At 37.1% G+C, this 23,548-nt stretch carries 27 protein-coding genes and 1 pseudogene; 16 read left to right on the forward strand and 12 right to left on the reverse strand.

The features are described from left to right. Positions 1–158: 158 nt before the first annotated feature. The 3 genes from JSS34_00380 to JSS34_00390 all read left to right on the forward strand — a co-directional run bounded on the left by JSS34_00380 (position 159) and on the right by JSS34_00390 (position 943). Positions 159–380: a hypothetical protein gene (locus tag JSS34_00380; GenBank protein MBS0184805.1), complete on the forward strand. Its 222-nt coding sequence runs from the start codon at positions 159–161 to the stop codon at positions 378–380. A 54-nt stretch (positions 381–434) separates the two neighbouring features. Continuing rightward, the gene (locus JSS34_00385; protein MBS0184806.1) at positions 435–554 is read left to right on the forward strand and encodes a nuclear transport factor 2 family protein; all 120 of its coding nucleotides are present in this window, start codon (positions 435–437) and stop codon (positions 552–554) included. Between the two features lie 128 nt (positions 555–682). Next, the gene (locus tag JSS34_00390) at positions 683–943 is read left to right on the forward strand and encodes a type II toxin-antitoxin system Phd/YefM family antitoxin (GenBank protein MBS0184807.1); all 261 of its coding nucleotides are present in this window, start codon (positions 683–685) and stop codon (positions 941–943) included. Here JSS34_00390 and rlmN read toward each other — a convergent pair. Both rlmN and JSS34_00400 read right to left on the reverse strand, forming a co-directional pair. After that, the gene (rlmN, locus tag JSS34_00395; GenBank protein MBS0184808.1) at positions 940–2,040 is read right to left on the reverse strand and encodes a 23S rRNA (adenine(2503)-C(2))-methyltransferase RlmN; all 1,101 of its coding nucleotides are present in this window, start codon (positions 2,038–2,040) and stop codon (positions 940–942) included. The two genes, JSS34_00390 and rlmN, sit on opposite strands and share 4 nt — an antisense overlap. Continuing rightward, positions 2,037–2,564: a hypothetical protein gene (locus JSS34_00400; GenBank protein MBS0184809.1), complete on the reverse strand. Its 528-nt coding sequence runs from the start codon at positions 2,562–2,564 to the stop codon at positions 2,037–2,039. Before JSS34_00400 ends, rlmN begins: the two co-directional genes overlap by 4 nt. A gap of 212 nt (positions 2,565–2,776) precedes the next feature. Between JSS34_00400 and JSS34_00405 the strand changes: the two genes are divergently transcribed. Then, entirely contained in the window at positions 2,777–3,226 is a 450-nt protein-coding gene (locus tag JSS34_00405; protein ID MBS0184810.1) for a hypothetical protein, read from the forward strand. Positions 3,227–3,249: 23 nt separating this feature from the next. Here the strand turns inward: JSS34_00405 and JSS34_00410 are convergent, their stop codons facing one another. The 3 genes from JSS34_00410 to JSS34_00420 all read right to left on the reverse strand — a co-directional run bounded on the left by JSS34_00410 (position 3,250) and on the right by JSS34_00420 (position 5,513). Next, positions 3,250–3,531, reverse strand: a complete 282-nt coding sequence (locus tag JSS34_00410) for a DUF2312 domain-containing protein (protein MBS0184811.1) — start codon at positions 3,529–3,531, stop codon at positions 3,250–3,252. Positions 3,532–4,163: 632 nt separating this feature from the next. Continuing rightward, positions 4,164–4,388: a hypothetical protein gene (locus JSS34_00415; protein ID MBS0184812.1), complete on the reverse strand. Its 225-nt coding sequence runs from the start codon at positions 4,386–4,388 to the stop codon at positions 4,164–4,166. Between the two features lie 609 nt (positions 4,389–4,997). Continuing rightward, the gene (locus tag JSS34_00420; GenBank protein ID MBS0184813.1) at positions 4,998–5,513 is read right to left on the reverse strand and encodes a hypothetical protein; all 516 of its coding nucleotides are present in this window, start codon (positions 5,511–5,513) and stop codon (positions 4,998–5,000) included. Positions 5,514–5,957: 444 nt separating this feature from the next. On the opposite strand from JSS34_00420, the gene JSS34_00425 reads away from it, so the two are divergent. The 6 genes from JSS34_00425 (at position 5,958) to JSS34_00450 (ending at position 10,856) form a co-directional block, all read left to right on the forward strand. Beyond that, positions 5,958–6,497: a hypothetical protein gene (locus JSS34_00425; protein MBS0184814.1), complete on the forward strand. Its 540-nt coding sequence runs from the start codon at positions 5,958–5,960 to the stop codon at positions 6,495–6,497. Positions 6,498–6,619: 122 nt separating this feature from the next. Beyond that, positions 6,620–7,027: a hypothetical protein gene (locus tag JSS34_00430; protein ID MBS0184815.1), complete on the forward strand. Its 408-nt coding sequence runs from the start codon at positions 6,620–6,622 to the stop codon at positions 7,025–7,027. Between the two features lie 219 nt (positions 7,028–7,246). Beyond that, a complete protein-coding gene (locus JSS34_00435; protein MBS0184816.1) occupies positions 7,247–8,023 on the forward strand; it encodes an ABC transporter permease in 777 nt (258 codons plus the stop codon). Between the two features lie 7 nt (positions 8,024–8,030). Beyond that, positions 8,031–8,819, forward strand: coding sequence for an ABC transporter ATP-binding protein (locus JSS34_00440; GenBank protein ID MBS0184817.1), 789 nt, complete (start codon positions 8,031–8,033; stop codon positions 8,817–8,819). Between the two features lie 33 nt (positions 8,820–8,852). Continuing rightward, positions 8,853–10,229, forward strand: a complete 1,377-nt coding sequence (gene radA / locus JSS34_00445; protein MBS0184818.1) for a DNA repair protein RadA — start codon at positions 8,853–8,855, stop codon at positions 10,227–10,229. A 30-nt stretch (positions 10,230–10,259) separates the two neighbouring features. Beyond that, the gene (locus tag JSS34_00450) at positions 10,260–10,856 is read left to right on the forward strand and encodes a CvpA family protein (protein ID MBS0184819.1); all 597 of its coding nucleotides are present in this window, start codon (positions 10,260–10,262) and stop codon (positions 10,854–10,856) included. A 214-nt stretch (positions 10,857–11,070) separates the two neighbouring features. Here JSS34_00450 and JSS34_00455 read toward each other — a convergent pair whose 3' ends face one another. Together JSS34_00455 and JSS34_00460 are read right to left on the reverse strand one after the other, a co-directional pair. Next, positions 11,071–12,471 carry a hypothetical protein gene (locus JSS34_00455; protein ID MBS0184820.1) on the reverse strand — a complete coding sequence of 467 codons (1,401 nt, stop codon included), beginning with the start codon at positions 12,469–12,471 and terminating at the stop codon, positions 11,071–11,073. A 561-nt stretch (positions 12,472–13,032) separates the two neighbouring features. Then, positions 13,033–13,452: an FKBP-type peptidyl-prolyl cis-trans isomerase gene (locus JSS34_00460; protein ID MBS0184821.1), complete on the reverse strand. Its 420-nt coding sequence runs from the start codon at positions 13,450–13,452 to the stop codon at positions 13,033–13,035. Between the two features lie 192 nt (positions 13,453–13,644). On the opposite strand from JSS34_00460, the gene JSS34_00465 reads away from it, so the two are divergent. From JSS34_00465 to JSS34_00485, 5 genes and pseudogenes are all read left to right on the forward strand, one after another. Further along, positions 13,645–14,577, forward strand: coding sequence for a ribose-phosphate pyrophosphokinase (locus JSS34_00465; GenBank protein ID MBS0184822.1), 933 nt, complete (start codon positions 13,645–13,647; stop codon positions 14,575–14,577). A 41-nt stretch (positions 14,578–14,618) separates the two neighbouring features. After that, positions 14,619–15,254: a 50S ribosomal protein L25/general stress protein Ctc gene (locus JSS34_00470; GenBank protein ID MBS0184823.1), complete on the forward strand. Its 636-nt coding sequence runs from the start codon at positions 14,619–14,621 to the stop codon at positions 15,252–15,254. Positions 15,255–15,277: 23 nt separating this feature from the next. Beyond that, a complete protein-coding gene (locus JSS34_00475; GenBank protein MBS0184824.1) occupies positions 15,278–15,919 on the forward strand; it encodes an aminoacyl-tRNA hydrolase in 642 nt (213 codons plus the stop codon). A gap of 15 nt (positions 15,920–15,934) precedes the next feature. Continuing rightward, on the forward strand, positions 15,935–17,041 hold the full coding sequence (gene ychF, locus JSS34_00480) for a redox-regulated ATPase YchF (GenBank protein MBS0184825.1): 1,107 nt from the start codon (positions 15,935–15,937) through the stop codon (positions 17,039–17,041). A 202-nt stretch (positions 17,042–17,243) separates the two neighbouring features. Beyond that, positions 17,244–17,402: pseudogene (locus JSS34_00485) on the forward strand (type II toxin-antitoxin system mRNA interferase toxin, RelE/StbE family). 22 nt (positions 17,403–17,424) lie between these two features. Here JSS34_00485 and JSS34_00490 read toward each other — a convergent pair. The 4 genes from JSS34_00490 to JSS34_00505 all read right to left on the reverse strand — a co-directional run bounded on the left by JSS34_00490 (position 17,425) and on the right by JSS34_00505 (position 22,371). Continuing rightward, entirely contained in the window at positions 17,425–18,666 is a 1,242-nt protein-coding gene (locus tag JSS34_00490; protein ID MBS0184826.1) for a CCA tRNA nucleotidyltransferase, read from the reverse strand. 8 nt (positions 18,667–18,674) lie between these two features. Then, entirely contained in the window at positions 18,675–19,250 is a 576-nt protein-coding gene (gene pgsA / locus JSS34_00495; protein ID MBS0184827.1) for a CDP-diacylglycerol--glycerol-3-phosphate 3-phosphatidyltransferase, read from the reverse strand. A 108-nt stretch (positions 19,251–19,358) separates the two neighbouring features. Beyond that, positions 19,359–21,215, reverse strand: a complete 1,857-nt coding sequence (gene uvrC / locus JSS34_00500; protein ID MBS0184828.1) for an excinuclease ABC subunit UvrC — start codon at positions 21,213–21,215, stop codon at positions 19,359–19,361. 361 nt (positions 21,216–21,576) lie between these two features. After that, positions 21,577–22,371, reverse strand: coding sequence for an SDR family oxidoreductase (locus JSS34_00505; GenBank protein MBS0184829.1), 795 nt, complete (start codon positions 22,369–22,371; stop codon positions 21,577–21,579). A 219-nt stretch (positions 22,372–22,590) separates the two neighbouring features. On the opposite strand from JSS34_00505, the gene JSS34_00510 reads away from it, so the two are divergent. Further along, positions 22,591–23,340, forward strand: coding sequence for a coenzyme F420-0:L-glutamate ligase (locus tag JSS34_00510; GenBank protein ID MBS0184830.1), 750 nt, complete (start codon positions 22,591–22,593; stop codon positions 23,338–23,340). A 13-nt stretch (positions 23,341–23,353) separates the two neighbouring features. Here the strand turns inward: JSS34_00510 and JSS34_00515 are convergent. Further along, positions 23,354–23,548, reverse strand: a 195-nt coding sequence (locus JSS34_00515; protein ID MBS0184831.1) for a transposase, incomplete at its 5' end; no start/stop codon positions are given.

Here is a 23,548-nt window from a genome sequence, read left to right on the forward strand (position 1 = left end):
CGCCATAGTTGGTTAACCCAACACCTTTAATATAAGCCTTCTTTCTCTAAATTTAAAGGGAAATCATAAAAAATTTTTTATAAAAAAATATCGACATAAAGCAATTTTCTTTCTATCTTAATGTAAAAAAATAATTTTTAGAAATGGTTTAAGGAAAAATGGATTCATTAACGATTACAAAAGCAAAATCACTTATCTTAGAATTTTGTAATGCATACAGCAACCAAGATCTTGAAACACTTTCAAGAATATTTTCTAATAAGGCATCAATGTGGAGCGCATGCTCTGAGCATGCACATAATGGTTTTCAAGAAATTGAAAAAGAGTTCCTTTTGAACTGGAATGGTGCAGAAAGCAGAACACTTGAGGTGATTGCCTGACCGTTTTCTACTTTTGAAGAATCTTTATGGCTATCGGCTTTATGTAAGGCGTCAATTAAAATAGAAGGTGTTTGGCATATTTCCTCTAATCTACGTATAACGTTCACCTTTATAGAAGAAGATGGAAACTGGAAAATCATCCATCTCCATGCGTCTTTTCCAACTTTAGATTAGAGAATCAAACCTTTATGTTTTATGAAAATCGATTCTTTTATTAAAAAAAGCTTTCCTATATTTTTTGACTCTCAAAATATATTAAAAACATAAGAAAAGGCACATTAAATTTGGAATGGAAAAACAAAATGAATATATCTATTTCTTATCCTGAAATTAAAAAGCACCTGAAAAAGAATTTTGATCGCGTATGTAATGATCATATCCCTCTTCTTGTTACACGAAAAAAAGGAAAAAATGTTATTGTGATTTCTGAAGGTGAGTATAGATCCCTGCAAGAAACTATTTATCTCTGCCAATCTCCAAAGAATCTTTCGAGACTTCTTGAAGCTCTTCATCGGACAAATGGGCGTTCTTTCGAAGAGGTTAAAACAGAACTTAAAATTTAATGGACCGTGGGCTCAGAACATGCTTTCAATTTACTCTTAGACTGACGCATGCTTTCTGATTTTAATTGCCCACATGCTGCAAGAATGTCCTGTCCTCGTGTCTTTCTAAGCGGGGCTGCATAACCATGATGTTTAAGGATTTCTGAGAACTTCTCCATTGTTTGAAGATTAGAGCATTCATAAGAAGTACCAGGCCAAGGATTAAAGGGAATAAGGTTTATTTTTGAAGGAATACCTCGAATAAGACGCGCCAATTCTTTTGCGTCTTTTTCGGAGTCATTGATATTCTTGAGCATCACATATTCAAACGTTACATAATCTGTTTTAGAAATCTCAGGATAAGCGCGCACAATCTCTATTAAATCTTTAAGAGGATATTTTTTATTAAGAGGAACAATTACATCCCGAATATCATCCCGTACTGCATGAAGGGAGACGGCAAGACGCACGCCAAGCTCGCGTCCACAGACTTCAATTTGAGGGATAACACCAGATGTAGAAAGCGTTATTTTCTGCCTTGAAAACCGCAGCCCTTGAGGATCCATTAAAATCTTTAGGGCCTTCGATACATTCTCATAATTATAAAGGGGCTCGCCCATTCCCATAAAGACAAGATGAGAAACATGCCTTTTCCCATCAGGCGAAGGCCATTCTCCGAAAACATCCCGCGCCACAAAAACTTGCCCTAAAATTTCACCCGGTTCAAGATTTCGAACCCAAGTCTGAGTTCCCGTATGACAGAATTTACATGTTAAGGTACATCCCACTTGTGAAGAAACACAAAGGGTACCACGGGTCAATTCAGGAATATGAACAGTCTCAATTTCATGAGCATCATGAAGTTTTAAAAGCCATTTTTGTGTTCCATCAGAAGAAATTTGAGCCTTTGAAACAAGAGGCCGCTCAAGATTAAACGCTTCTGATAATGCTTGCCGCAGTGATTTTGGCAAAGAGCTCATTGTCTCAAAGTTAGAACTTCCTTTTTCATAAATCCATGAAAAAAGTTGCCGAATACGATAAGGTTCCCAGGTCTTTAAAATCGTTTGAAGTGTTTCTCGGCTCTCTCCAATAAGAGACTTTGATGAATTACGCGTCATGATTTTTTAGGCAAGCTTTCAAGCTCTTGAAGAGCAGCTGTAAATCCTTTAAGCAAATAAGTATCCGTTGAAAGCGTTCCTTTCTGACTGATACCTTCCGCAATAAGACTCTCTCCTTTCTTCATGGCCTGTATAAGCTCTTTATCCATTTTATCATCAACGGCCCAAGCCATATCATCTTGCGTAAAGAGCTCAAATTCTTTCAATTTCTTTTTATCTTTACTAAAAATAGAAATTTTTACAAAACTTCCTTCTTTGTAAGGATATCCTGCTTTGAGACTAAAAACATTAAAGCTTTTTTGATCTGGCCGCGTGGTAATACTTATATAAGTCTGAGCTCTCTTTTTAAAATTTCCCGTTTGAGCCTCTGGAAGACTTGTTATATAAAAAACTTTATTTTTATCTTTTGTAAACGCTCTTACCTGCCATGCATCATAAACGCCTGACTCGTTTGCGCTCAGATTTAATACCGTAAAGCTTAAAAATAAAAACCCTAAAGACACCAATGATATATATCTTTTCATAATATTTACTGTCATCCTTTCTTTTTTTAATAAAAAATATTCCTTTTTTTAATTCTAGAGTTTATAGTCCATTTGGTGAATCTCAAAAACCTTCTTATTTGGAGAATTTTTATGATTGTAGTTGGTGTTGTCTTTGCTGGATTAATTCTATATTGGGTATCTTAAAGATTTTCAAAAAATTTCCTTTCCTTTTTCTTTGGTTAGGAGTGGGAATGTTTGCATTACTCGGATGCAAAGAAGATTCTAAAAATACCATTCTTACATACCCCTATTTTGCGTCCCTTAAAGCTTCTAAAATTAATGCACGCTGTGGGCCTGGCATGTCTTACCCAATTGAATGGGTTTATATAAAGTCAGATATTCCTGTGCAAGTTTTAGAAGAATATGAACATTGGCGTAAAATTAAAGACTTTAAAGGAGACGAGGCTTGGATTAACAAAACAATGCTTAAAAAGAAAAGAACAGGCCTTGTTCAAACCAAAATCCTTTCCCTTTATAGCAAACCTGATCTAAAAAGCAACCTTTTAGCCCATCTTGAAAGAGGCGTCCTCGTGGAAATTAAAAATTGCGATGGCATTTGGTGCTTTATCAACGCACAAGATTTTAAAGGATATGTTCAAGAAAATGGGCTTTTTGGCGTTCGGCAAGGCGAACAATTCTAAAAATAATCTCTTAATTTTTATTCTTAGATCATTCCAAGCGCATGCTTATAAAGATCAAGGAGCTCTTCTTGTTCTGCCAAAGTTTCCGCATCTTGTTTTCGAAGTTTCAAGATTTGACGAATGACCTTAACATCAAAGCCAGCTGATTTTGCTTCATCAAAAACATCTTTTACAAAATCCTGTAATTGAGCCTTTTCAACTTCGAGACGTTCGAGACGTTCAATAAAGCTTTTCAAACGATCTGCTGCAATACCCCCGACTTGAGGCTTCAAAGGATCGGAAGAAGAAGGAGACGACTCTGTCATGGACATAATTTAATTCCTCATAAGATAAAAACTACTGGTCTTTATCATTTTTATGAAATTTAAGCAAGAAGAGATCTATAAGAAAAAAATAAAATAGAAGCTTTTCAAATATCAATCAGAAGCACAATTTATCTCTTTACAACCAGCAGAAAAGCAATGACCGCTAACACCCACACACACTGCTGGACCCCACGTTCCTGCTAAAGTCTTTTCGCAGAGGTTTTTTAAGTCAATAGTAGACGGATACAGATTTTCTAGGCTACATATTCTTCCACTCGATAAATTACAACATTTATGTTCATACACATCCCAAGCAAGTCCAATCGCTTATACACACAATTTTACATCCAAGTACGAATAATTTTTTAGAAATCATTTTTTTCTCTTTTTTGAATCATCAAATTTCTTAAAGCAATATCTGCTTTTAGTGAATTATTTCTTTATCGCTTAATTTAATTTTTCCTTAAGAAAAATAACTCTTCTTTTTAAGCAACAACCCCCGATAACATTCTTTTAAAATCTCTTGAACCTCTGAAATTTCATAAAAAAAGTTTACAAAAAACATTTCCTGAAGGTGGGTCTCGTCTTGCTTTAGCCACGTCATCTAAAATTGCTACTTTTTAAGATAAAGACTAGAAGGATTCCCCAGTCCAATCATTATAACAACCCACATCTTGACACTGACCAGCTCCGCTTCCTCCATGGGCGTTACAGCTCTTCTCTGATTCAGCAACACAAGACCCGTTATAGAAACTTGGTAAAGAATTAGGCCCATCACAACAATAAGATGCTAAAACATTTCCAACTGGTCCAATGATGGCTAGACATCCAAGTACCAGTAATTTTTTAGAAATCATTTTTTTTCTCCTTTTTTGGTCATCAATCTTTTGAAATGACAATTGTTTTCTTACCAGGCTTTATATTTTTACCTTTCTTCTTTATTAACCCTATATGTTACTCTTATATTTAAGAATAGCAAGTGTAGTTTTAGTTTTAAAGGGTTTAAATTCACCACTCGACAAGATAAATAAAGAACCATAATTTAAAAATGGGAACAAGAGCCTATGCTTGTTCTGTAAGCACTTCTGCAATCTCAGGAACCCTCTCTCATCCCATAGAAAGATTTAATAAAGGGATTTGAAAGGAGCCTACTAATCTAACACTCTTTGGATTTTTCATCTCTCGTTCTTCCTGGCAAAATTGATATCCAGTCCCACTCTTAACATCCTGATAGACTTAAACGGTTGCTGCTTAATCTGCTATTCCTTCAATATGCGCTTTATGTAATCCTATCTCTCGTTTTTTTAGGTCTTCTTCAATCACTCCAGAAACATGCGCAACTCCCCTCTTTAATTCTCTCATTCTTTCTTTCCTTTTCTTTCACAGGGAGGGGTTTTATCTTTTTTCAATTATTTTCTTTATTCTGTCGAGTGTTGGACCTCTGGGTATGTCTTTTCATAAAATTCTTATCTTTCTAGGGTGATTGCAACGCTCGTAACTCCATTGTGATCATTTAAAAGCATGCTATTGTTTAAATTATCCATAGAATTCAAAAACGTTTCCCAATCCTCTGATTTAAAATTATTAGCCGTTAAAACAGCCTGCCCTTCATCGGCTATATTAACTTGGGTTTTTAAGCCGTCTATTATTTCAAATTCTTTTAGGAGCCGATCACAGGTATGGGGATCGGCTGTAATATCTACCCTTTTTATTTTTGTATTTTTTAGCTCGGTATCCTTGTGAATAGCGTCCCAATCAATTTTAGCCAATGTATAAACACAGCCACCAACACAAGATTTTTTATAAATAATTTTTTTATCTCCATTTGATGCAATTGTTGTTAAACGCAAAAGAGATAAGGTCCTTAAAGTTTCTGCTTTTGGTTCCATCTCATCATGTGCTTTCACGTGAGAAGCCAAGTATGAAAAAGAGACTCCCATGAGGACGCCTACAAAAAAGATCTTCCGTGATATCTGGATCATTATATTTCCCCCATTTTAAAAGTAGTTTTTTATAGAGTTTATACTTATCTTTCTTTCCTTCTAAAATGAAATATTATTCTTATATTTGAAAAAAGTAAATCTATCTTAAAGAATCAAAAATATATGTGACGCTCTCATTAAAAAGACCTGTAAAATCTTTACATATCATATTTATTTTCTTGCATTCTCCCTTAATCCTCATAAAAAAAGCCCATCTCTCTTTTCATTCTTTCCTTTTTAAGATATAAAAATGAGACTCATCTTAAAAGTTATTTTTGAGAAATTGCTTTTTCTTGTTTTTTCTCAAAAAAATATTAAGAGTATAAAAGAACTTTTTGGGACTATGTCCTGAGGTTCTTCTAAATTTTTTAAAACAATGTCTGGATCTTTGTTAATTTCTACTTTTTTGTTTCTTTGAACACTAACTTTATCTCAGAGACTTTTATGAAAAAATTTCTTCCTCTTTTTGCACTTGTTCTTCTCATGATTGGATGTGAGGGGCCTCCCCTTCCTTCCCATGAAATGTCACCTATGCTTGGAATTTATAGTCAGCTCCCCGTGAATTCTGATTTTGAGCAAAACATACAATTAGGAAATGTTCAAATTGCGCCGAATGCAGAACATAAAGCAGCTCCTGTTAAAGTTCCCCAATATACAGAAGCTCTTCAACAAGCCCTTTTAGGTGCAAATTTCGCAAGTCGTGCACACATGTCTCCTAAATACATCTTGGATGCGATACTCCTCCAGCTTGATATTCCAAGCTTCACATTTAGCTTGGATGTCATTGCAAAAGCACGTTATCAGCTTAAACGGGCCGATACAAAGCAAGTTGTCTTAGATGAGATCATCTCGCTTTCTTCTCACGTTCCTTTTTCTCTTTTTTCTGACTCTAACTTTCGGATACGCGCCGCCGCCACAAAAGCAATCCAAGAAAACATTACCCATCTTATTCGTCTCTTAGCTTCAAAATCTGTAACACATTAATTCTTTTAAGGAGATATTTCATGAAAACAAAACTGCTTTTATCTTGTCTAATCATTGCAAGCTTATCTGGTTGTACAAAGCCAAGCCAAAACCAGTATAGCCACAAAGATGTCGGGCAAAGCATCCTCGTTGAATTTGGAACAGTTCTTGCTGTTCGCAACGTTGACATTATTGGAGAAAATACAGGTGCTGGAGCTCTCATAGGGGCTGGCACTGGAGCGGGTGCAGGCTCTTATATTGGCGGCGGCACAGGGAATGTTTGGGCCATCGCGGGCGGTGCCTTAATTGGTGCAGCAGCAGGTGCCTTCGCAGAACAAGGGATTTCCGATGGTCCTGGTGTAGAATATGCCATTATTAAAGAAAATGGGCAAACTGTTATAATCGTTCAAAACAAAAAGGAAGGCGATGTTATTTGCCCTGTCGGAAGCCGTGTTCTTGTCCAGATTTCTGGAAGTTATCAACGTGTTTTGCCTGCAGACAATCTACCAGAATATGCCCAACGCCCAAAAGGAATTAAGGTCGTTGATTAATTAAATTCTAAAATAAAAGAGCTCTGGCACTTTTATATTTTATCACGAGGCGCTCGAAAACGCTTTTCTTTAGGGGAGCGATGAGAGCGCCAATTTTAAAGCAAGGAATTGTTCTTTAAAGTTTAGTTTTAAAATCTTTCTTTTAATATTATTGCCCTTATTTGAAATTTTACGATTTAGTGTCTTTTCCATCCTTAAGCAATATGGTAGGTTTTTGCTATGTTGAACTTTCTACGAACCATTGGCCGTTATTTTTTAGCATTTTTAAATGCAACAGGAGCATTTTTTCTGTTTGCCTTTATTTCGATTAGCCATTGTTTTAGACCGCCATTCTTTTTCCGGCAATGGGGCCGACAATTCTTTGAAATTGGATATCTTTCTCTTCCGGTGGTAGGTCTCACAGCAATTTTTACTGGAATGGTTTTAGTTCTCCAAAGTTATACTGGGTTTTCCCGTTTTTCAGCAGAAAGCTCGATTGCAACCGTTGTTATCCTCTCGATGACACGTGAATTAGGACCAGTCCTTGCTGGCCTTATGGTCGCAGGCCGTATTGGAGCTTCTATTGCAGCTGAAATCGGAACCATGCGTGTGACAGAACAAATTGATGCTCTGTCTACACTTTCAACCAATCCGTATAAATACCTTATTGTTCCCCGTCTTTGGGCGGGTGTTCTCATGCTTCCTCTCCTTGTTCTCACCGCAGATGCCATTGGCGTTTTTGGAGGATATTTGGTTGCAACCTACAAACTTGGATTTAATGCAGCGCTTTATATCAATCAAACTTTTACATATTTGAAAGCAGAAGACGTCAATTCTGGACTTATTAAGGCCGCTGTTTTCGGATTTATCATTACGCTTTCAGGATGTTATGCTGGCTTTAATTCCAAAGGAGGTGCTCAAGGTGTTGGCGCTGCAACAACGAGCGCCGTTGTCTCTGCATCCATCCTTATCTTAATTTGTAATTACCTTTTAACAGCCATTCTTTTTGGAACATAGGACCTCAATGTCTCAAAAATCATCTTCTCCCCATGAAAAAATTAGACTTAAAGGTCTTGAAAAGGCTTTTGGTGAAAAAAAAGTTCTAACAGGCGTTGATCTTTCTTTAAACCAAGGAGAATCTCTCGTTGTAATTGGAGGATCAGGCTCAGGAAAATCAGTTCTCTTAAAATGCATTCTAGGCCTTCTTAAGCCAACATCAGGAAAAATTTTTATTGATGGAAAAGATGTCTTTTCTCTTAATGGCTCAGAAAAAGAAGAAATTATTAGCCAAATTGGAATGCTCTTTCAAGGAGGTGCTCTCTTTGATAGCCTTACAGTTTGGCAAAATGTTGCTTTTGGCTTGAGACAACGTTTCAGGACTCCTGCAAAAGAAGCGCGTGAAATTGCTCTTGAAAAATTAAACGCCGTTGGACTTTCTGACTCTGTTGCAGATTTAATGCCTTCTGAACTTTCTGGAGGTATGCAAAAGCGTGTTGGCCTGGCACGCGCTATTGCCACAAATCCAGCTATTTTATTTTTTGATGAGCCCACAACTGGTTTAGATCCCATTATGAGAACAGTTATTGATAGTTTAATTGTTAAATGCGTAAAAGATCTCGGGGCTGCCGCCATTACAATCACACATGACTTAATAAGTGCCCACCATATTGCAGATAAAATTGCCATGTTGTATGAAGGTAAAATCATTTGGCTTGGAGATTCTAAAAGTATTGAAAAAAGCAAAAACCCCTATCTTAATCAATTTATTCATGGACGTATGGAGGGTCCAATCCCCGTCAATATTAAAGCATAATTTAATCACATCAAAATCGTTCAGGTTTCTTTCGTGTCAAAACTTCTTATACGTTATGTTTGCCAATCTTGCGGGACATCCCATTCCAAATGGAGCGGAAAGTGTACGGGTTGCGATGAATGGAATACGCTTTTAGAAGACGTCATTTCATCTCATCATCTCACTGAAAAGAAAAAAGCTTCTAAGTTTTCTGTTCCTCTCGAATTTTCATCTCTTCTTTCTCAAGAATCTCCACCTGAACGCATTAAAACAGGAATTTCAGAATTTGATCGCGTCATTGGAGGAGGACTTGTCCCTGGATCCGTCCTTCTTGTCGGAGGGGATCCTGGCATTGGAAAATCTACGCTTCTTCTCCAAGTCGCCGCCCTCATAAGTCAATTTCCCCACGGATGTGCTTATATTTCGGGAGAAGAAGGGTTGGAGCAAATACGACTGAGAGCAAAACGTCTTGGCCTTGAAAATTGTCCTGTTCTTCTCGCCACCGAAACTCAAACTCAAAAAATTATTTCTCATTTTAAAACAGACAATCCTCCCTCATTTTTTATTTTAGATTCAATTCAAACGCTTTATGTCGAAGGCATTGATGCCGCTCCCGGAACAGTAACACAAGTTCGTGCGGCAACTCATGAAATTATTCGCGCAGCAAAAGAACATAATATTACTGTTTTTTTAATTGGTCATGTTACAAAAGAAGGAACACTTGCAGGTCCGCGTTTACTAGAGCATATGGTGGATACAGTTCTTTATTTTGAAGGAGAGCGTTCCCATCACTTTAGAATATTACGAACTATTAAGAATCGCTTTGGTCCCACAAATGAAATTGGTGTCTTTGACATGACGGATCGAGGTCTTCAAGAAGTTTCAAATCCTTCTCAACTTTTTATTGGAAACCACGAAAAAAATATAAGTGGTATGAGCATTTTTGCAGGTCTTGAAGGAACACGGCCCCTGCTTGTCGAAATTCAAGCCCTTGTCGCGCCAACTCCTTTTGGAACGCCTCGACGAACCACTGTTGGATGGGATTATGGAAGACTTTGCATGATTCTTGCTGTGCTTGAAGCCAGGTGTGGATATTCTTTCAGTAACCGAGATGTTTATTTAAATGTCGCTGGCGGATTACGCATTGGAGAGCCGGCCGCAGATCTTGCAGTTGCATGTGCTCTCATTTCAGCTTATCATAATAAGGCCCTTCCAAAAAATGCCGTTTTTTTGGGAGAGATTGGTCTTTCGGGAGATATTCGTGCCGTAAGTGGTGAAGATGTCCGTTTAAAAGAAGCTTTAAAGCTGGGATTTTCTAAAGCCTTTATTCCCTTTGGGTTTTCTGAACGGCATAAACACTTCAAAAGAGATCATCTTGAGATTTTAGAAATTAAAACGCTCAAAGATCTTTTTATGACCCTCTTTAAATAAAAAATAAAAATAATTGGAGAAAACTTTATCATGAACACACTTCTTATTCCTTGGACAGATCTCGGGATTATTGCGCTTATTCTTATTTCAGGCTTTGTTGGGTTTGCGCGTGGATTTACCCGTGAAGCCCTTGGTCTTTTAAGCTGGGGAGGCGCTCTTGTAATTGCAATTCTATGGGGAAATCTCTTAAAGCCTTTCTTAAGCCCCTATATCTCTTCAACTCTCGTTGTAGATATTCTTTCGATTTTTATTGTATTTTTTGTCTCTCTTCTCTTCCTTGTTCTCATCAGTAAAGGGATTTCGCGTCAAATAAAAGGAAGTCTTTTAGCAGGCCTTGATCGGTCTTTTGGATTTTTATTTGGTCTTATACGCGGCATGATCCTTGTTGTTCTTGCTTACTTAGGCCTTACTTTTTTCCTTGCTCCTGAGATGTGGCCTCAAACAGTAACATCATCCCGTCTCTTACCTTTTGTTGAACAAGGAGCACGGACTTTAATTTCTATTTTACCCAATGCAGATCTTCCCAACGCGTTCAAAAAACATCTTCCTTCCCATGTTTCTCCTACCTCTCAAGAGCTTCTTCAAACTCTTTCCACTCTCTCTCCTGGAGAAAAGTCAACACTTTAAACTTATTAAACTCTTCTTAATACCAATTGAGACGTTATTCTTTAAATCCTGAAGGATGCAAAGAATAACGTTTGCATATATCACCTTACTATGGCACGCTAATGGCGTGAAAAAAATCGCGCCATTTGGTCAAATATGCAAGAAAAATAGACGTCACATGGATCGTCTTTTCACGTGCCCCTCAATGTCTATTCTTAAACATGTAATTTGTTTTTTATTTTTTTTTGTACTTAATGTCAGCAAGTTTCTTCTGAGGACTAGCAGGGGTAACGCTTTTAAGTTGTTCTGCTTGAAGTTCCATTTGTTCTGCAAGTTCCCGATTATCTGGGCCATCTTCTCTCAGTTGTTCAGCAAGGGAGAATAAATGATCAATGAGACGTTGATTTTTCATTTGTTGTTCAATTGGGAATCCAAAACCAAAAGAAATACCCGCAGAGGCTGCATAGGCTTGTTGAGCTTCATTATAGGTAAGAATTGAAAGATCATGCGTTGCTTGTTTGCGAACAATTTCTCCTTGTTTTCCTTCTAATTTTGAGGCATAACGCGACGCCAATATGCCTTTTGCTTCATCCCCCTTTAAAATAACATGAATTTCTCCTTGAAGCTTTTCTGCTTTTTCTTTTAGTGTTTGAACTTCTTTTGTCTTATCTTGAATATGATTTTCTTGTTTGACTATATTCTCACGATCTACCTCAATACGGCTTTGAAGACCTTTCAGTGTTGCTCCCTTCGGAAGAGGAAGCTCCCCAGAAATGATTGCTTTATTTTTTTCTATATTTTCCCGAAGCGCTTTTATCTTTTCTTGATCACTTCTAACATTTTCCATCAGGCTTGAAATACTATTTTCAGCCGTTTGAATGGCTCTTGTTCGCTGCAGAACAGGATCCGGAAGATGATCCTGAAGGGCTCGAACTTCCTGCGAAGAAAGAAGGGAGCGTGATGCAGGTTCTTTTGACAAGGCTTTAGGAGCAGGTATGCCTTGGGAAGACAGAATATTGTTCACAGGCGCAGGAGATAGCGTTGATGCGAGAAGATGTTGAGATTCAATAACTCCTTTGGGGTTAACAGCTTCAGAAGAAGCCTGTACTAATACAGGACCAGAAGCTGATTGAAGCGACGCAGGTTCAAGAGAGGGCTTTGCTTCAGGAACAATCGGCTGAAGAGAAACAGCATTTTGAGAAGCGGATGAACTGTCATTTTCAGCCGGAATAGATGAGGATTTACCACCAGATTCAACACTTGTAGGCGCGGAGGTAACCACGGCATCTTCATGAGAAGACTCGGAACTTTCTGATGCGATAATTTGAGAGGCAGGAGGATTTAGAGTGTTTTCTTCGAGACTATCCTGTGTTACCCCTTGTGTCCCAGGAGCAAGTGTTTCTCCTCCTTGAGAAGCTTTTAATGTTTGAACATATTCAGCGCGTGTCAAAGATGTTCTAAGAACTTGTTTTAAACACACCTCGCATGTCCTAAGATCCGAATCAGGCTCCAGAAGAATCCTATTACATATTTTGGGAGTAAGCTTTTGGCCAGAAACATCTACCTTTGCCTGAGAAGAAAAAACATAAACCATTGAAATCAGCCAAGCTATAGAGATGTATTTGAAGATTATCATTGAAGCCTCTTTTTATTATTTTTTTAAGTTAAATAGATGGGATCAGAAATTTATAAGATTTCTATTTTCTTCTCACCCAAAGTTCTATAATTATATCAACATCTTTCAGAAAAATTCAAACTAAAATTAAAACCCTACACGTCCAAATAAACTTGACTTTTAGAATATAGATCATTAGCTGCAGCTCGTTTATTAAGTCTTGCTCGAAGTTTTGATTTTCCTTTGAGTGCTAAGAAGATGTGCGTTAAGACACTTCTCGCAGATAATATCCCAGAAGCAATTCGGAATGAGGCATTGACGATCCAAGATGAATTGAAGCAGCTAGATATAGAAAAAACTTCTAAAAAAATACGAGCACAGCTGAGAACTCCCATGATCAAAAATAATTTTATATTATCATCTTAAGCTTGTCAGGCGAAATTTTTTCAGAAATTGAAAGATCCTAAAACTGTTCAAGATAATAAAATTCCAAGTCAGTTTCTCTTAATAAACTGTGATATAAAAAAAAGAAAAAGGAATTTCTTCCTTCTTCTTTTTAAAAAACTTAAAAAATCAATATTGTTATTTAACGCCCAAAAGTTCGACTTCAAAAACAAGCGTGGCATTGGGAGGAATAACGCCTCCAGCACCACGGGTTCCATACCCAAGCTCGGGTGGTATAATTAAGCGACGCTTTCCACCCACTTTCATTGATCCAACACCTTCATCCCATCCTCGAATAACTTGTCCAACACCAATCTGAAAGTTAAACGGTTGTCCACGGTCAACGGAGCTATCAAACTTTTGTCCGTTTAATAAGGTGCCCGTATAATGGACGGTTACTTCTTGCCCCGGTTTAGGGGAAGGACCTGTTCCAATGACATCATCGTGATATTTTAAACCAGAGGGTGTTGTAATAACCGCTTTTTCTGAGGTATGTACTTGTTGCGTAAAGTTGCTTTCAACAATGACACTTTTTGGTGGGGCATCTGCATAATCCATTGTACTCTCCCTTATGTTAAAAAATAGACTCAATATGCTTTTTTAAATCATCTTGTCCGAGATTGTCTAGGGAAACTTCAAAAAAACTTTCTTCCTTAGAAAAATACATCTTCTCTTCAGACAAGAGTTTACTTCTCTTTAAAAGATTGATAAGGTCCCAAAGGTTCCACATTTTTAAAATACGTGTTTTTCATGAAACTTATCACTTGTAACAGCAACCCCCCTCTCGCAACTGCAATTTCTGCATATTTGTCTATTCCAATTACGAGCGCAATTATCCGTAAATTTCCAGACAATGAAGTTTTTGTTGAAATCCTAGAGAATGTTCGTGGAGATGATGTTTTTGTGCTTCAATCGACTTCTTTTCCTGCGAATGACAATTTAATGGAACTTCTCGTCACAATGGATGCACTTAAACGTGGATCAGCACGACGTATAACTGCCGTTATTCCTTATTTTGGATATGCTCGACAAGATCGTAAAACAGGCCCACGCACGCCAATTTCTGCAAAACTTGTTGCAAATCTCATTACAACCTCAGGTGCGAGCCGCGTCCTAACACTTGATCTTCATGCAGGCCAAATTCAGGGTTTTTTTGATATTCCTGTCGATAATTTAACATCTGCCCCTGTTTTTCAAAACGACATTCTTGCACATTATCCAAACTCTCATATTACCATCGTTTCGCCCGATGTTGGGGGTGTTTATAGAGCGCGAACAATTGCAAAACGTATTGATGCAGAGCTTGCGATCATTGATAAACGTCGGGAACGTGCTGGGGTTTCTGAAGTTATGAATATTATTGGAGACGTCAGAGGACGTATCTGTATTCTTGTTGATGACATTGTCGACTCAGCTGGCACATTGTGTAATGCTGCTGTTGCATTAAAAGACGCAGGTGCTTCAGATGTTCTTGCATATTCCACCCATGGCGTGCTATCAGTAGGAGCAATTGAACGTATTAGTGCATCGCCTTTATCTTCTCTTGTTGTCACAGACAGCATCCAGCCTTGTGCAGAAGTTATTGCCTGTTCTAAAGTTCGTGTATTGTCAGTCGCCCCTCTTATTGCGGAAGCAATTCATCGCATTAGCGAAGAGCGGTCTGTTTCAAGTTTATTTGATTGAATAAGATTTTTGATTTTAAGGAAAAGTAAGGAGATTCGAAAATGGCGTCCGTGAAAACTCTCACCATAGAAACCCGAGCAAAAGGAGGGACTGGTCCTGCACGTGCCACACGCCGCAGCGGATTAATTCCTGGTGTTTTGTATGGCACCGGCATTGATCCCCTTATGGTTGCAATTGATGCAAAAACACTAAAGCTTGAGCTCCAAGATCCTTATTATCATACAAAGCTTTATGATTTAAACATAGGATCTTCCAATCATCGTGCTTTAATGAGGGACGTGCAACTTAACCCAGTTACAGATGCTCCTATTCATGTTGATTTTTTAAGGGTCGATCCTTCGTCCCGTATTACGGTTGATGTCCTCCTTAAATTCATTAACGAAGATAAATCTCCAGGCATTAAGCGCGGAGGTGTTTTAAACATTGTTTACCACGATTTGCAATTATCTTGTCCTGTTGATTCCATTCCTGAGCAAATTACGATTGACCTTGCGGGTCTTGAAGTTGGACAGAGTATTCACTTAGAAGATATTACACTTCCAAAAGGTGTTCAGGTTGCGCATGCTCACCGTGATTATACACTTGCAACCATTGTTGCCCCTTCAGGCCTTAAATCTGACTCCTCTACAACAACAGAAGAACAAGAAGCCCCTTCAACAACGGAAGAGTCTAAATAATATTAGATCTCATGAAATCTTAGATGGCATCTTTTTTCTCAAAAATTACGGGGGCTCCGCATATAACGGAACCCCCTTTTCTTATTGTTGGTCTTGGAAACCCCGGTCCTGAGTATGTCCACACCCGCCATAATATAGGCTTTCAGATTATTGATACAATCTTAGATCAAGGTTTTCCACATTGTTCTTTTTCATCTTTTAAAAAGAATTTTAAAGGGCTGACTTCTGAAAGCACATTTCAAAACCATAAAATCTTTCTCTTAAAGCCTCTTACCTATATGAATCTTTCAGGCGAGTCTGTTGGTCCAATGATGCGCTTTTACAAAATTAGCCTCGATAATATCCTCATCATTCATGATGACCTGGATCTTCCTTTAGGAGAAATACGTCTTAAAAAAGGAGGCGGAAACGGTGGACATAATGGACTTAAAAGTATTACAGAATATATTGGAAATGACTATTGGCGTCTACGCGTTGGAATTGGGCATCCTGGATCACGCGAGAAAGTAACGCCTTATGTTCTTGGTTCTTTTACCAAAGATGAGTCCATTCTTGTGTCTGCGTTTTGCGAGAGAATTTCTGAATTCCTTCCTCTTTTTCTGGAAGGAAAAAAAGATATTTTTCTTCAAACACTGCAAGCATCTTTAAAACCTTATCATTCATAACCAAAGGATATCATTATGGGATTTAAATGTGGCATTATTGGACTTCCAAATGTTGGAAAATCCACGCTTTTTAACGCATTGACGGCAACAGCCGCAGCTGAAGCTGCAAACTACCCATTTTGTACAATTGAACCCAATGTAGGACGTGTCGGGGTTCCTGATCTTCGCCTTTTTGAGCTCGCTAAAATTGCAAAATCAGCTGTCACAATTCCAACACAACTTGAATTTGTTGACATTGCAGGACTTGTTAAGGGCGCAAGCCGGGGTGAAGGCCTTGGGAATAAATTTCTTGCTCATATTCGTGAGGTTGATGCTCTTGTTCATGTTGTCAGAGCCTTTGAAAATGATGATATTACGCATGTGGAAGGATCTATTGATCCCATTCGTGATATTGAAATTATTGAAACAGAACTTATGCTTGCAGATCTTGAAAGTATAGAACGCAGAATTCAAACCCTTGGAAAAAAAGTAAAAATGTCTGGCAAAGAAGGAGAAGAAGCAAAAGCAGCTCTCCATCTTTGCGAACGTGTTCTTCCTCTACTTCAAGAAGGAAAACCTGCACGTCAGCTTTCCTTAACACCGGATGAAATTCCTCTTTTTAAAAATTTAAATTTATTAACAAGTAAACCTGTTTTATTTGTGGCCAACGTCCAAGAACAAGATGCCCTCACAGGAAATACACTCACCCAAAAAATATCTGACTATGCTCAGAAAATGGGGGCACGCGCTGTTTTTATTTCTGCAGCCATTGAAGCAGAAGTTTCACAGCTTGACAAAGAAGATCAAGTCGCCTTTCTTGAAACGCTTGGACTCCATGAAACAGGCCTTTCTCAAGTCATCCGTGAAGGTTATAATCTCTTAAATCTCCTTACTTTTTTTACAATTGGTCCTAAAGAAGCACGTGCTTGGACAGTTAGACAGGGCGCAAAAGCACCTGAAGCTGCTGGCGTTATCCATACAGATTTTGAAAAAGGATTTATTTGCGCTGAGACGATTTCATACGAAGATTATGTTACGGCTCAGGGAGAGGCCCTAGCAAAAGCTTCTGGAAAATTACGCCTTGAAGGTCGGGATTATCTCGTTCAAGATGGAGATGTTTTTCATTTTAGATTTAATGTTTGACCTCATATAATTTATTGTTTTTTAAAATTATTTTTTTCTTATTTTTAAAAGTTCAAAAATATGTTCACATTCTTGTTCTTTAATGTAATATTCCATTTTGGGAGTATCCTTTTGTTTTTACTAGAAACTTGGATACTACCATCTTTTTATTCTTTTTAGAAATGTCCACACTACCTAAGTAAATTTTGGATGTAGTGAAACAAAATCTCTCAAAAATAGGAATTACAAACTAACTGATAATTGGAATGCTTATTGGGAATACCCTATAGCGCCTAATTGGGCCCTCGCATACAAAACAGATAAAGATATGCTAGATATGCTCTACCTTGTCCGAATAGGAACACATACAGATATATTTTAAAAAATAGAAATTATATAGAAAATTAATGTTCCTTTTCACAAATCTCTTTTAAAACATACGCTATACATTCTTCTTTAGTTAAAGAACACTCATTTTCCATCCAAAATTCTTGGGTCTTCTTTAATAATTTTCCTAAATCTGGACCGGACTTTATACCCAAAGATAAAAGATCTTTTCCCTTTATTGGAAAAACAAGACGTTCATTTTCGTCTTCTGCTTTTTGTAAAATTTTTTTTAAAATAAATAGAGTTGATTTATCTTGAAAGAAGAGTGCTGTTTTTAAAATCATAACATCCCGATAGAGAGGAAGCTTCATAAGGGAGAGAAGTTTCTTTGAAAAAATCAATGGGTCTTGTGAGATTAAAAACTTTTTATAAGAAAGAATTGAAAGCACATAATGAATCTCATTTTTTCGAATTAAAAAGGACTTAAGGGCTTGAAAATTCAAATTTTTAGAAGTTTGCAAAAGAAGTGCGGCTACCCTTAAAAGAGGATTAGGTTCTTGAATTTGTGCTTCGAGTTTTAAAAGTGTCTCGAAAAAAGAGGGTATGACCAAACTTTCTGAAATCTCTTTTAGAACACCACAAGTACTCATTAAAGTTAAAGAGCTTAGGGGACTTGGAGATTCTAAAAGCCTTAAAAATTCTGCATGTATACGTTCCGTTGAAAGCTTCTTTATTTGAGGGGCATACTTTCGAACAGCATCTAAAGTTTCTTTCTCAAGAGGTTCTCTTCCATAAAAGGAAAACATCCGAAAAAGGCGTAATATCCTTAAAAAATCTTCTTGTATACGCTCTTCTGGATTTCCAACAAACCGTATCCGTCCTTGAGAAAGATCTTCTTCTCCATCTACAAAATCATAAAGTGTCCCGGTCCAATCCATAAAAAGGGCATTGATGGTAAAATCGCGTCGATATGCATCTTGCCTCCAATCTTCTGTAAAAGAAACGATAGCGCGTCTTCCATCTGACCTTACATCACACCGCAACGTTGTGATTTGATATGCGTGACCTTCAATAATTGCTGTTACTGTTCCATGGGAAATTCCTGGTGTAATATAAGGAATTTTTTCTTTTTGAAGCCGCGTTATGACTTCCTCAGGAGAAAGAGGAGTCGCAAGATCCACATCATACCAAGGCTTCTTTAAGAGATAATCTCGTACACATCCACCCACAAATCGAAGAAGATTTGAGCTTTTTTCTACTTCTCCTGTGAGGGCGTTAAAAAGAACCAAAAGCGAAGGTGACACCTGCCAGGGAAGCATCTCAACCTTTATGAGAAAGAGTTATCTTTAAAATACTGGAGACTTTCTTTTAAATAAGTATATCCCGTTATCAGGGTCAAACCACCAGCACACCAAAGGAGAATTAAACCAATCAAATGAATAGGAAGAGATAACCAAAATAAATAAACACTGTCCCCCAAAAGAAGACATGTTAAAGCCCCCATTTGAATACCTGTTTTCCATTTTGCAAGATAACTTACGGGGAGCCCAATTTTAAGAGATGCTAGGAATTCTCGAAGACCTGATACTAAGATTTCGCGACAAAGAATAATAACGCCAGGAATGAGAGAAAAACCGTTAATATGTCCTGCTCCAACAAGCATAAATAACACAGATGTAATCAAAAGCTTATCTGCAACAGGATCTAAAAAACGTCCAAAAGAAGTTACTTGGTCCCATGTCCGCGCAAAATATCCATCAAAAAAATCTGTAGCACATGCAAAAACAAAAAGCATTGCCATGAGAAGATGAACAAAATCTCCTTTTATGTAAAAAAGGCCAATTATAAGAGGAATAATTGCAACACGTACAATTGTTAAAAAATTTGATAGTGTCCAGTTCATTGGATGCCTCTGAAACCTAAAAATCTTTGTTAAATCATTTTGTTAAGCCTAAAAATAGTTTTCTATTCAGCGCCTCCTTAAATTCTTTAAAATTATTATCATATCCTTTTACTTATGAAAATAATTATAAATGCTCTCTGCAAGTCCTTCTGAAATCCCTTTAACTGCTTGCAGATCAGAAACACCTGCTTTTTCAATTTCTTTTAGGGATCCAAAATGTTGTAAAAGAGCTTTTTTTCGAGTGTGACCAATCCCATCAATCTCGTCAAGACGCGATTTTGTAATACTCTTAAGTCTTTTTTTTCGATGTGTTGTAATTGCAAATCGATGGGCCTCATCCCGAATCTGTTGAAGAAAAAATAAAAGAGGATCATTGGGCATTAATTTCAAAGGATTTTTCTGACTTCGATAAATTGTTTCATCTCCTTGATTTCGGTTAGAACCTTTTGCAATTGCTCCAAGACCAATTCCTTGAAGACCCATTTCTTGAATAATTTTTTCTCCAACTTTTAAATGCCCACGACCCCCATCCAACAAAATTAAATCTGGAAAAAGAGCTCCTTCTTCTCCCAGTTGAAGATGTTTTAACCGACGACTTAAAACTTCATGCATCATGGCATAATCATCTTGTGGTGCATGAGTTTTATCCTTAATAATAAATTTCCGATAAGCATTCTTTTGAAATCCCTCAGGTCCAACCACAATCATGACCCCATAAGGATCTTTGCCTTGATGATGACTGTTATCGTAAACCTCAATACGTTTTGGAAGAGTTTGTAATTCAAAAATCTCTTGTATTCTTTCAAGAATAACTTTTTGAGAAGCATTCTTTGCCCAATGCTGTCTCAAAGCTTCTTCTGCATTTTTGTAAGCATTTTTAACCAAATTAAATTTAAGGCCGCGTTGTGGAACTTCAATTTTCACAGGAGATTTTGCAAGTATTGAAAAAGCTTCCTCCATAAGGTTTTTTTCTTTCAATTCTATGCTCACTAAAATAAGAGAGGGGGGAACATGAGTCATATAAAATTGTGTTAAAAAAGCATCCAACAAGCTTTCGGAGGTCATCGTATTTTCTTGATCTAAAAAGTAAGAAAGATTTCCAATATTAACGCCATTTTGATACATAAAAACTTGGATAGAAGCTTTTCCATTTTGAGACCAAAGTGCAACAACATCTGCCCGGTTAATTAAAGAGGTTACAACTTCTTGTGTTTGTTGAATTTGAGTCAAAGCACGGATTCTGTCTCTAAATACAGCGGCCTTTTCAAAATGACATTGATCACTCTCAGCCATCATTTTTTGAGCAAGCTCTTCCTGCACACTCTTTGTTTTTCCTGTAAGAAAGGACCGTGCTTCTTCTACCAAAATACTATAATTCTCTGGAGAGATTTTTCGAACACACGGAGCCGAACACCGCTTAATATGATAGAGAAGACAAGGTCGCTTGCGACTTGCAAAAAAGCTATCGGAACAAGATCTTAATAAAAATGCCCTTTGAAGAAGAGGAAGCGTTTTATAGACCAGGGAAGCTTCTATAAAGGGCCCAAAATAATGCCCAGGTCTTTTCTTTTCTCCGCGATGAGACATAATTTGAGGAAATTCATGGTCTGTTGCAATAAATATATAGGGAAACGATTTATCATCTCTTAAAAGAATATTAAAGGGGGGCAAAAACTTCTTAATAAGGGTGGCTTCCAAGAGAAGAGCCTCTACTTCTGTATGGGTCGTTACAACATCTACAGTTTTAACACGACTCACCATCCGTTTTGTACGTGTTGGCAATTGATTCCATGAGACATAATTAGAAACCCTTTTTTTTATATTTTTTGCTTTTCCAATATAAAGGACATCCTCTTTTTCATCCAGCATTCGGTATATTCCCGGGGACGAAGGAAGTGTTTTAAGAAGGGAACGTAAAATTTGAACACCTTCTGGTACGAAAGGTTTTGTTTTTTTGAAAGACATCAAAATTCTTTTAACAATTAAGATTAAACCAAACTCAAGAAAATTTATAAATTCACTCTGGAAGGTTATGAATATTTAACGAAACGTTGTTCATAAAACCTAAGATGTTATTTTTAATCATTTCAAGGAAGCGTCTTCAATATCTTAAATATAGCTTAACAAAAGATTCAAAGAATGCCTTCTGATATTTGTAAGATAGCATTTCTCTAAAGCATTTGTTAAGCATCTTCTTCTCTACATTTCCTAAAATAAGCATATGAAATACCCCGTAATATCCTACATTTCTTATGGGCATTTTTAATTTTATGAATAAAGGTATTTTTAAAAACCATTTCTAAGCTTAAGGCAAATATTTTTTCCTTTAATATTCCATATGGTGTGATTCTGGAAGAACTTGTCCGCCATCTACAATAATGGATTGCCCTGTAATATATTGAGCCTCATCTGAAGCGAGGAAAACGTCAGCATAAGCAATGTCTTCGGGCACGCCAAGACGTCCCATTGGAATTGCCGCTAAAATTCTTTTTTTGTGTTCATCACCTAACATGTCAAAACCTTCTGACATAATATTGCCAGGTTCCACAGCATTCACAGTAATGTTATATTTTGCAAGCTCGATTGCAAGCGTATGCATAAACCCATTCATGCCACCCTTTGAAGCTGTATAATGAGAAGCCCCTGGAAGCCCAACACGTGGACCTGAAATAGATGATGTAAAAATAATACGCCCATTTTTTTGTTTTTTCATCGCAGGAAGACAAGCTTTAGCCACATGAAAAGAACTTGTTAAATTGGTTTCGATTATATTATTCCATTGATCTAAATCCATATCTTCAAAGCGGACAAATGAGTAGATTCCTGCATTATGAATTAAAATATCAATCCGTCCATGTTTTTGTAAAACTTCCGCTGCCATATTTTCCATGTCTTGAGCTTTTGAAACATCCGCCACAACATAAGAAGCTTCTCCTCCTGCTGATTTAATATCATTTGTAACTTTTTTTAAATCTGCTTCGGTTCGGCTCACAAGAACAACTTTTGCTCCTTCAGATGCAAAAACTTTAGAAATTCCACGTCCTATTCCTTTGCTTGCTCCTGTGATGATGGCAACTTTTCCATGTAGACGTGAATGACAGTAAGTCTTTTCACAGAGCATTAAACATACGAAAAATAGAAGAGACACAATACGTAAAATCATAAATAATCCTCCTAGAAAAACTCATATTGTTAAAGAAAAGTTAATTTTTTAATGCTTTGTAACTTTACTCACGTCAATAAGCAAGCTTTAATATGACAATATCTTATTGAAACACGACCCCAGGATTTCTCTTTAGAAAAATTCATAAATTTTATTCGGAAAATAGGAAAACACTTTATGCATATTAAAGCTTTCAAAACTGCTCGTATTGAAGGAAAGAACAGTTGTCTCGAAGATATTATTGAGGACGCTCTTCCTAAACTTGAGAATGGAGATATTCTTGCTTTAACGTCTAAAATTGTTAGCCTTTGTCAAGGGCGATATATTTGTAAAGAGGAAACTTCCAAATATGATCTCATTTGCCAAGAAGCTGACCTCCTTCTTCAAACAGATCAAAACCCATATAATTTATTTCTCACGATCAAAGACGGACTTCTCATTCCAAGCGCTGGTATTGATGCGTCAAACGGATTAAATGTTTATATTCTCTATCCTAAAGACATTCAAGAAGTTGCCTTTTCATTATGGAATCATTTACGAACAAAATTTAAACTTCAAGATCTAGGGATTCTCATCACAGACAGTCATACAACACCCTTACGTCGTGGTGTTACAGGAATCGCTCTTGGATGGTGTGGGTTTGAACCTCTTTACTCTTATGTGAATAAACCAGATGTTTATGGCCAGCCTTTGTGTGTTACACAGATAAATATTTTAGATGCCCTTGCGGCATCGGCTGTTTTTGTTATAGGGGAAGGAGATGAGCAAACACCTTTGGCCCTTATTCAAAAAGCTCCAAAAATTTCTTTTTTAGATCGACCTCCCACCTCGCAAGAAGAACAGAGCATAAAAATTTCTCTTGAAGAAGATCTCTATGCTCCTCTTTTCCAATCCGTAAAGTGGTTAAAAGTTAAACATAATTTCTAAAATCTTTAGCATTCTAATGATCTTTGGAGAATTCTTTCTCTTCCATAAGATCTTGAACTTCCTTAGAAGCAAGCCCTGTGACTTCGATAATTATTTCAATATTCATCTTTTTTTGAATCATCCTTCGGGCAATTTTAATTTTTTCTTCATGTTTTCCTTCAGCTCTTCCTTCAGCTCTTCCTTCAGCTCTTCCTTCAGCTCTTCCTTC

This window comes from Pseudomonadota bacterium (genome assembly GCA_018242545.1).
Classification (GTDB): domain Bacteria; phylum Pseudomonadota; class Alphaproteobacteria; order 16-39-46; family 16-39-46; genus 16-39-46.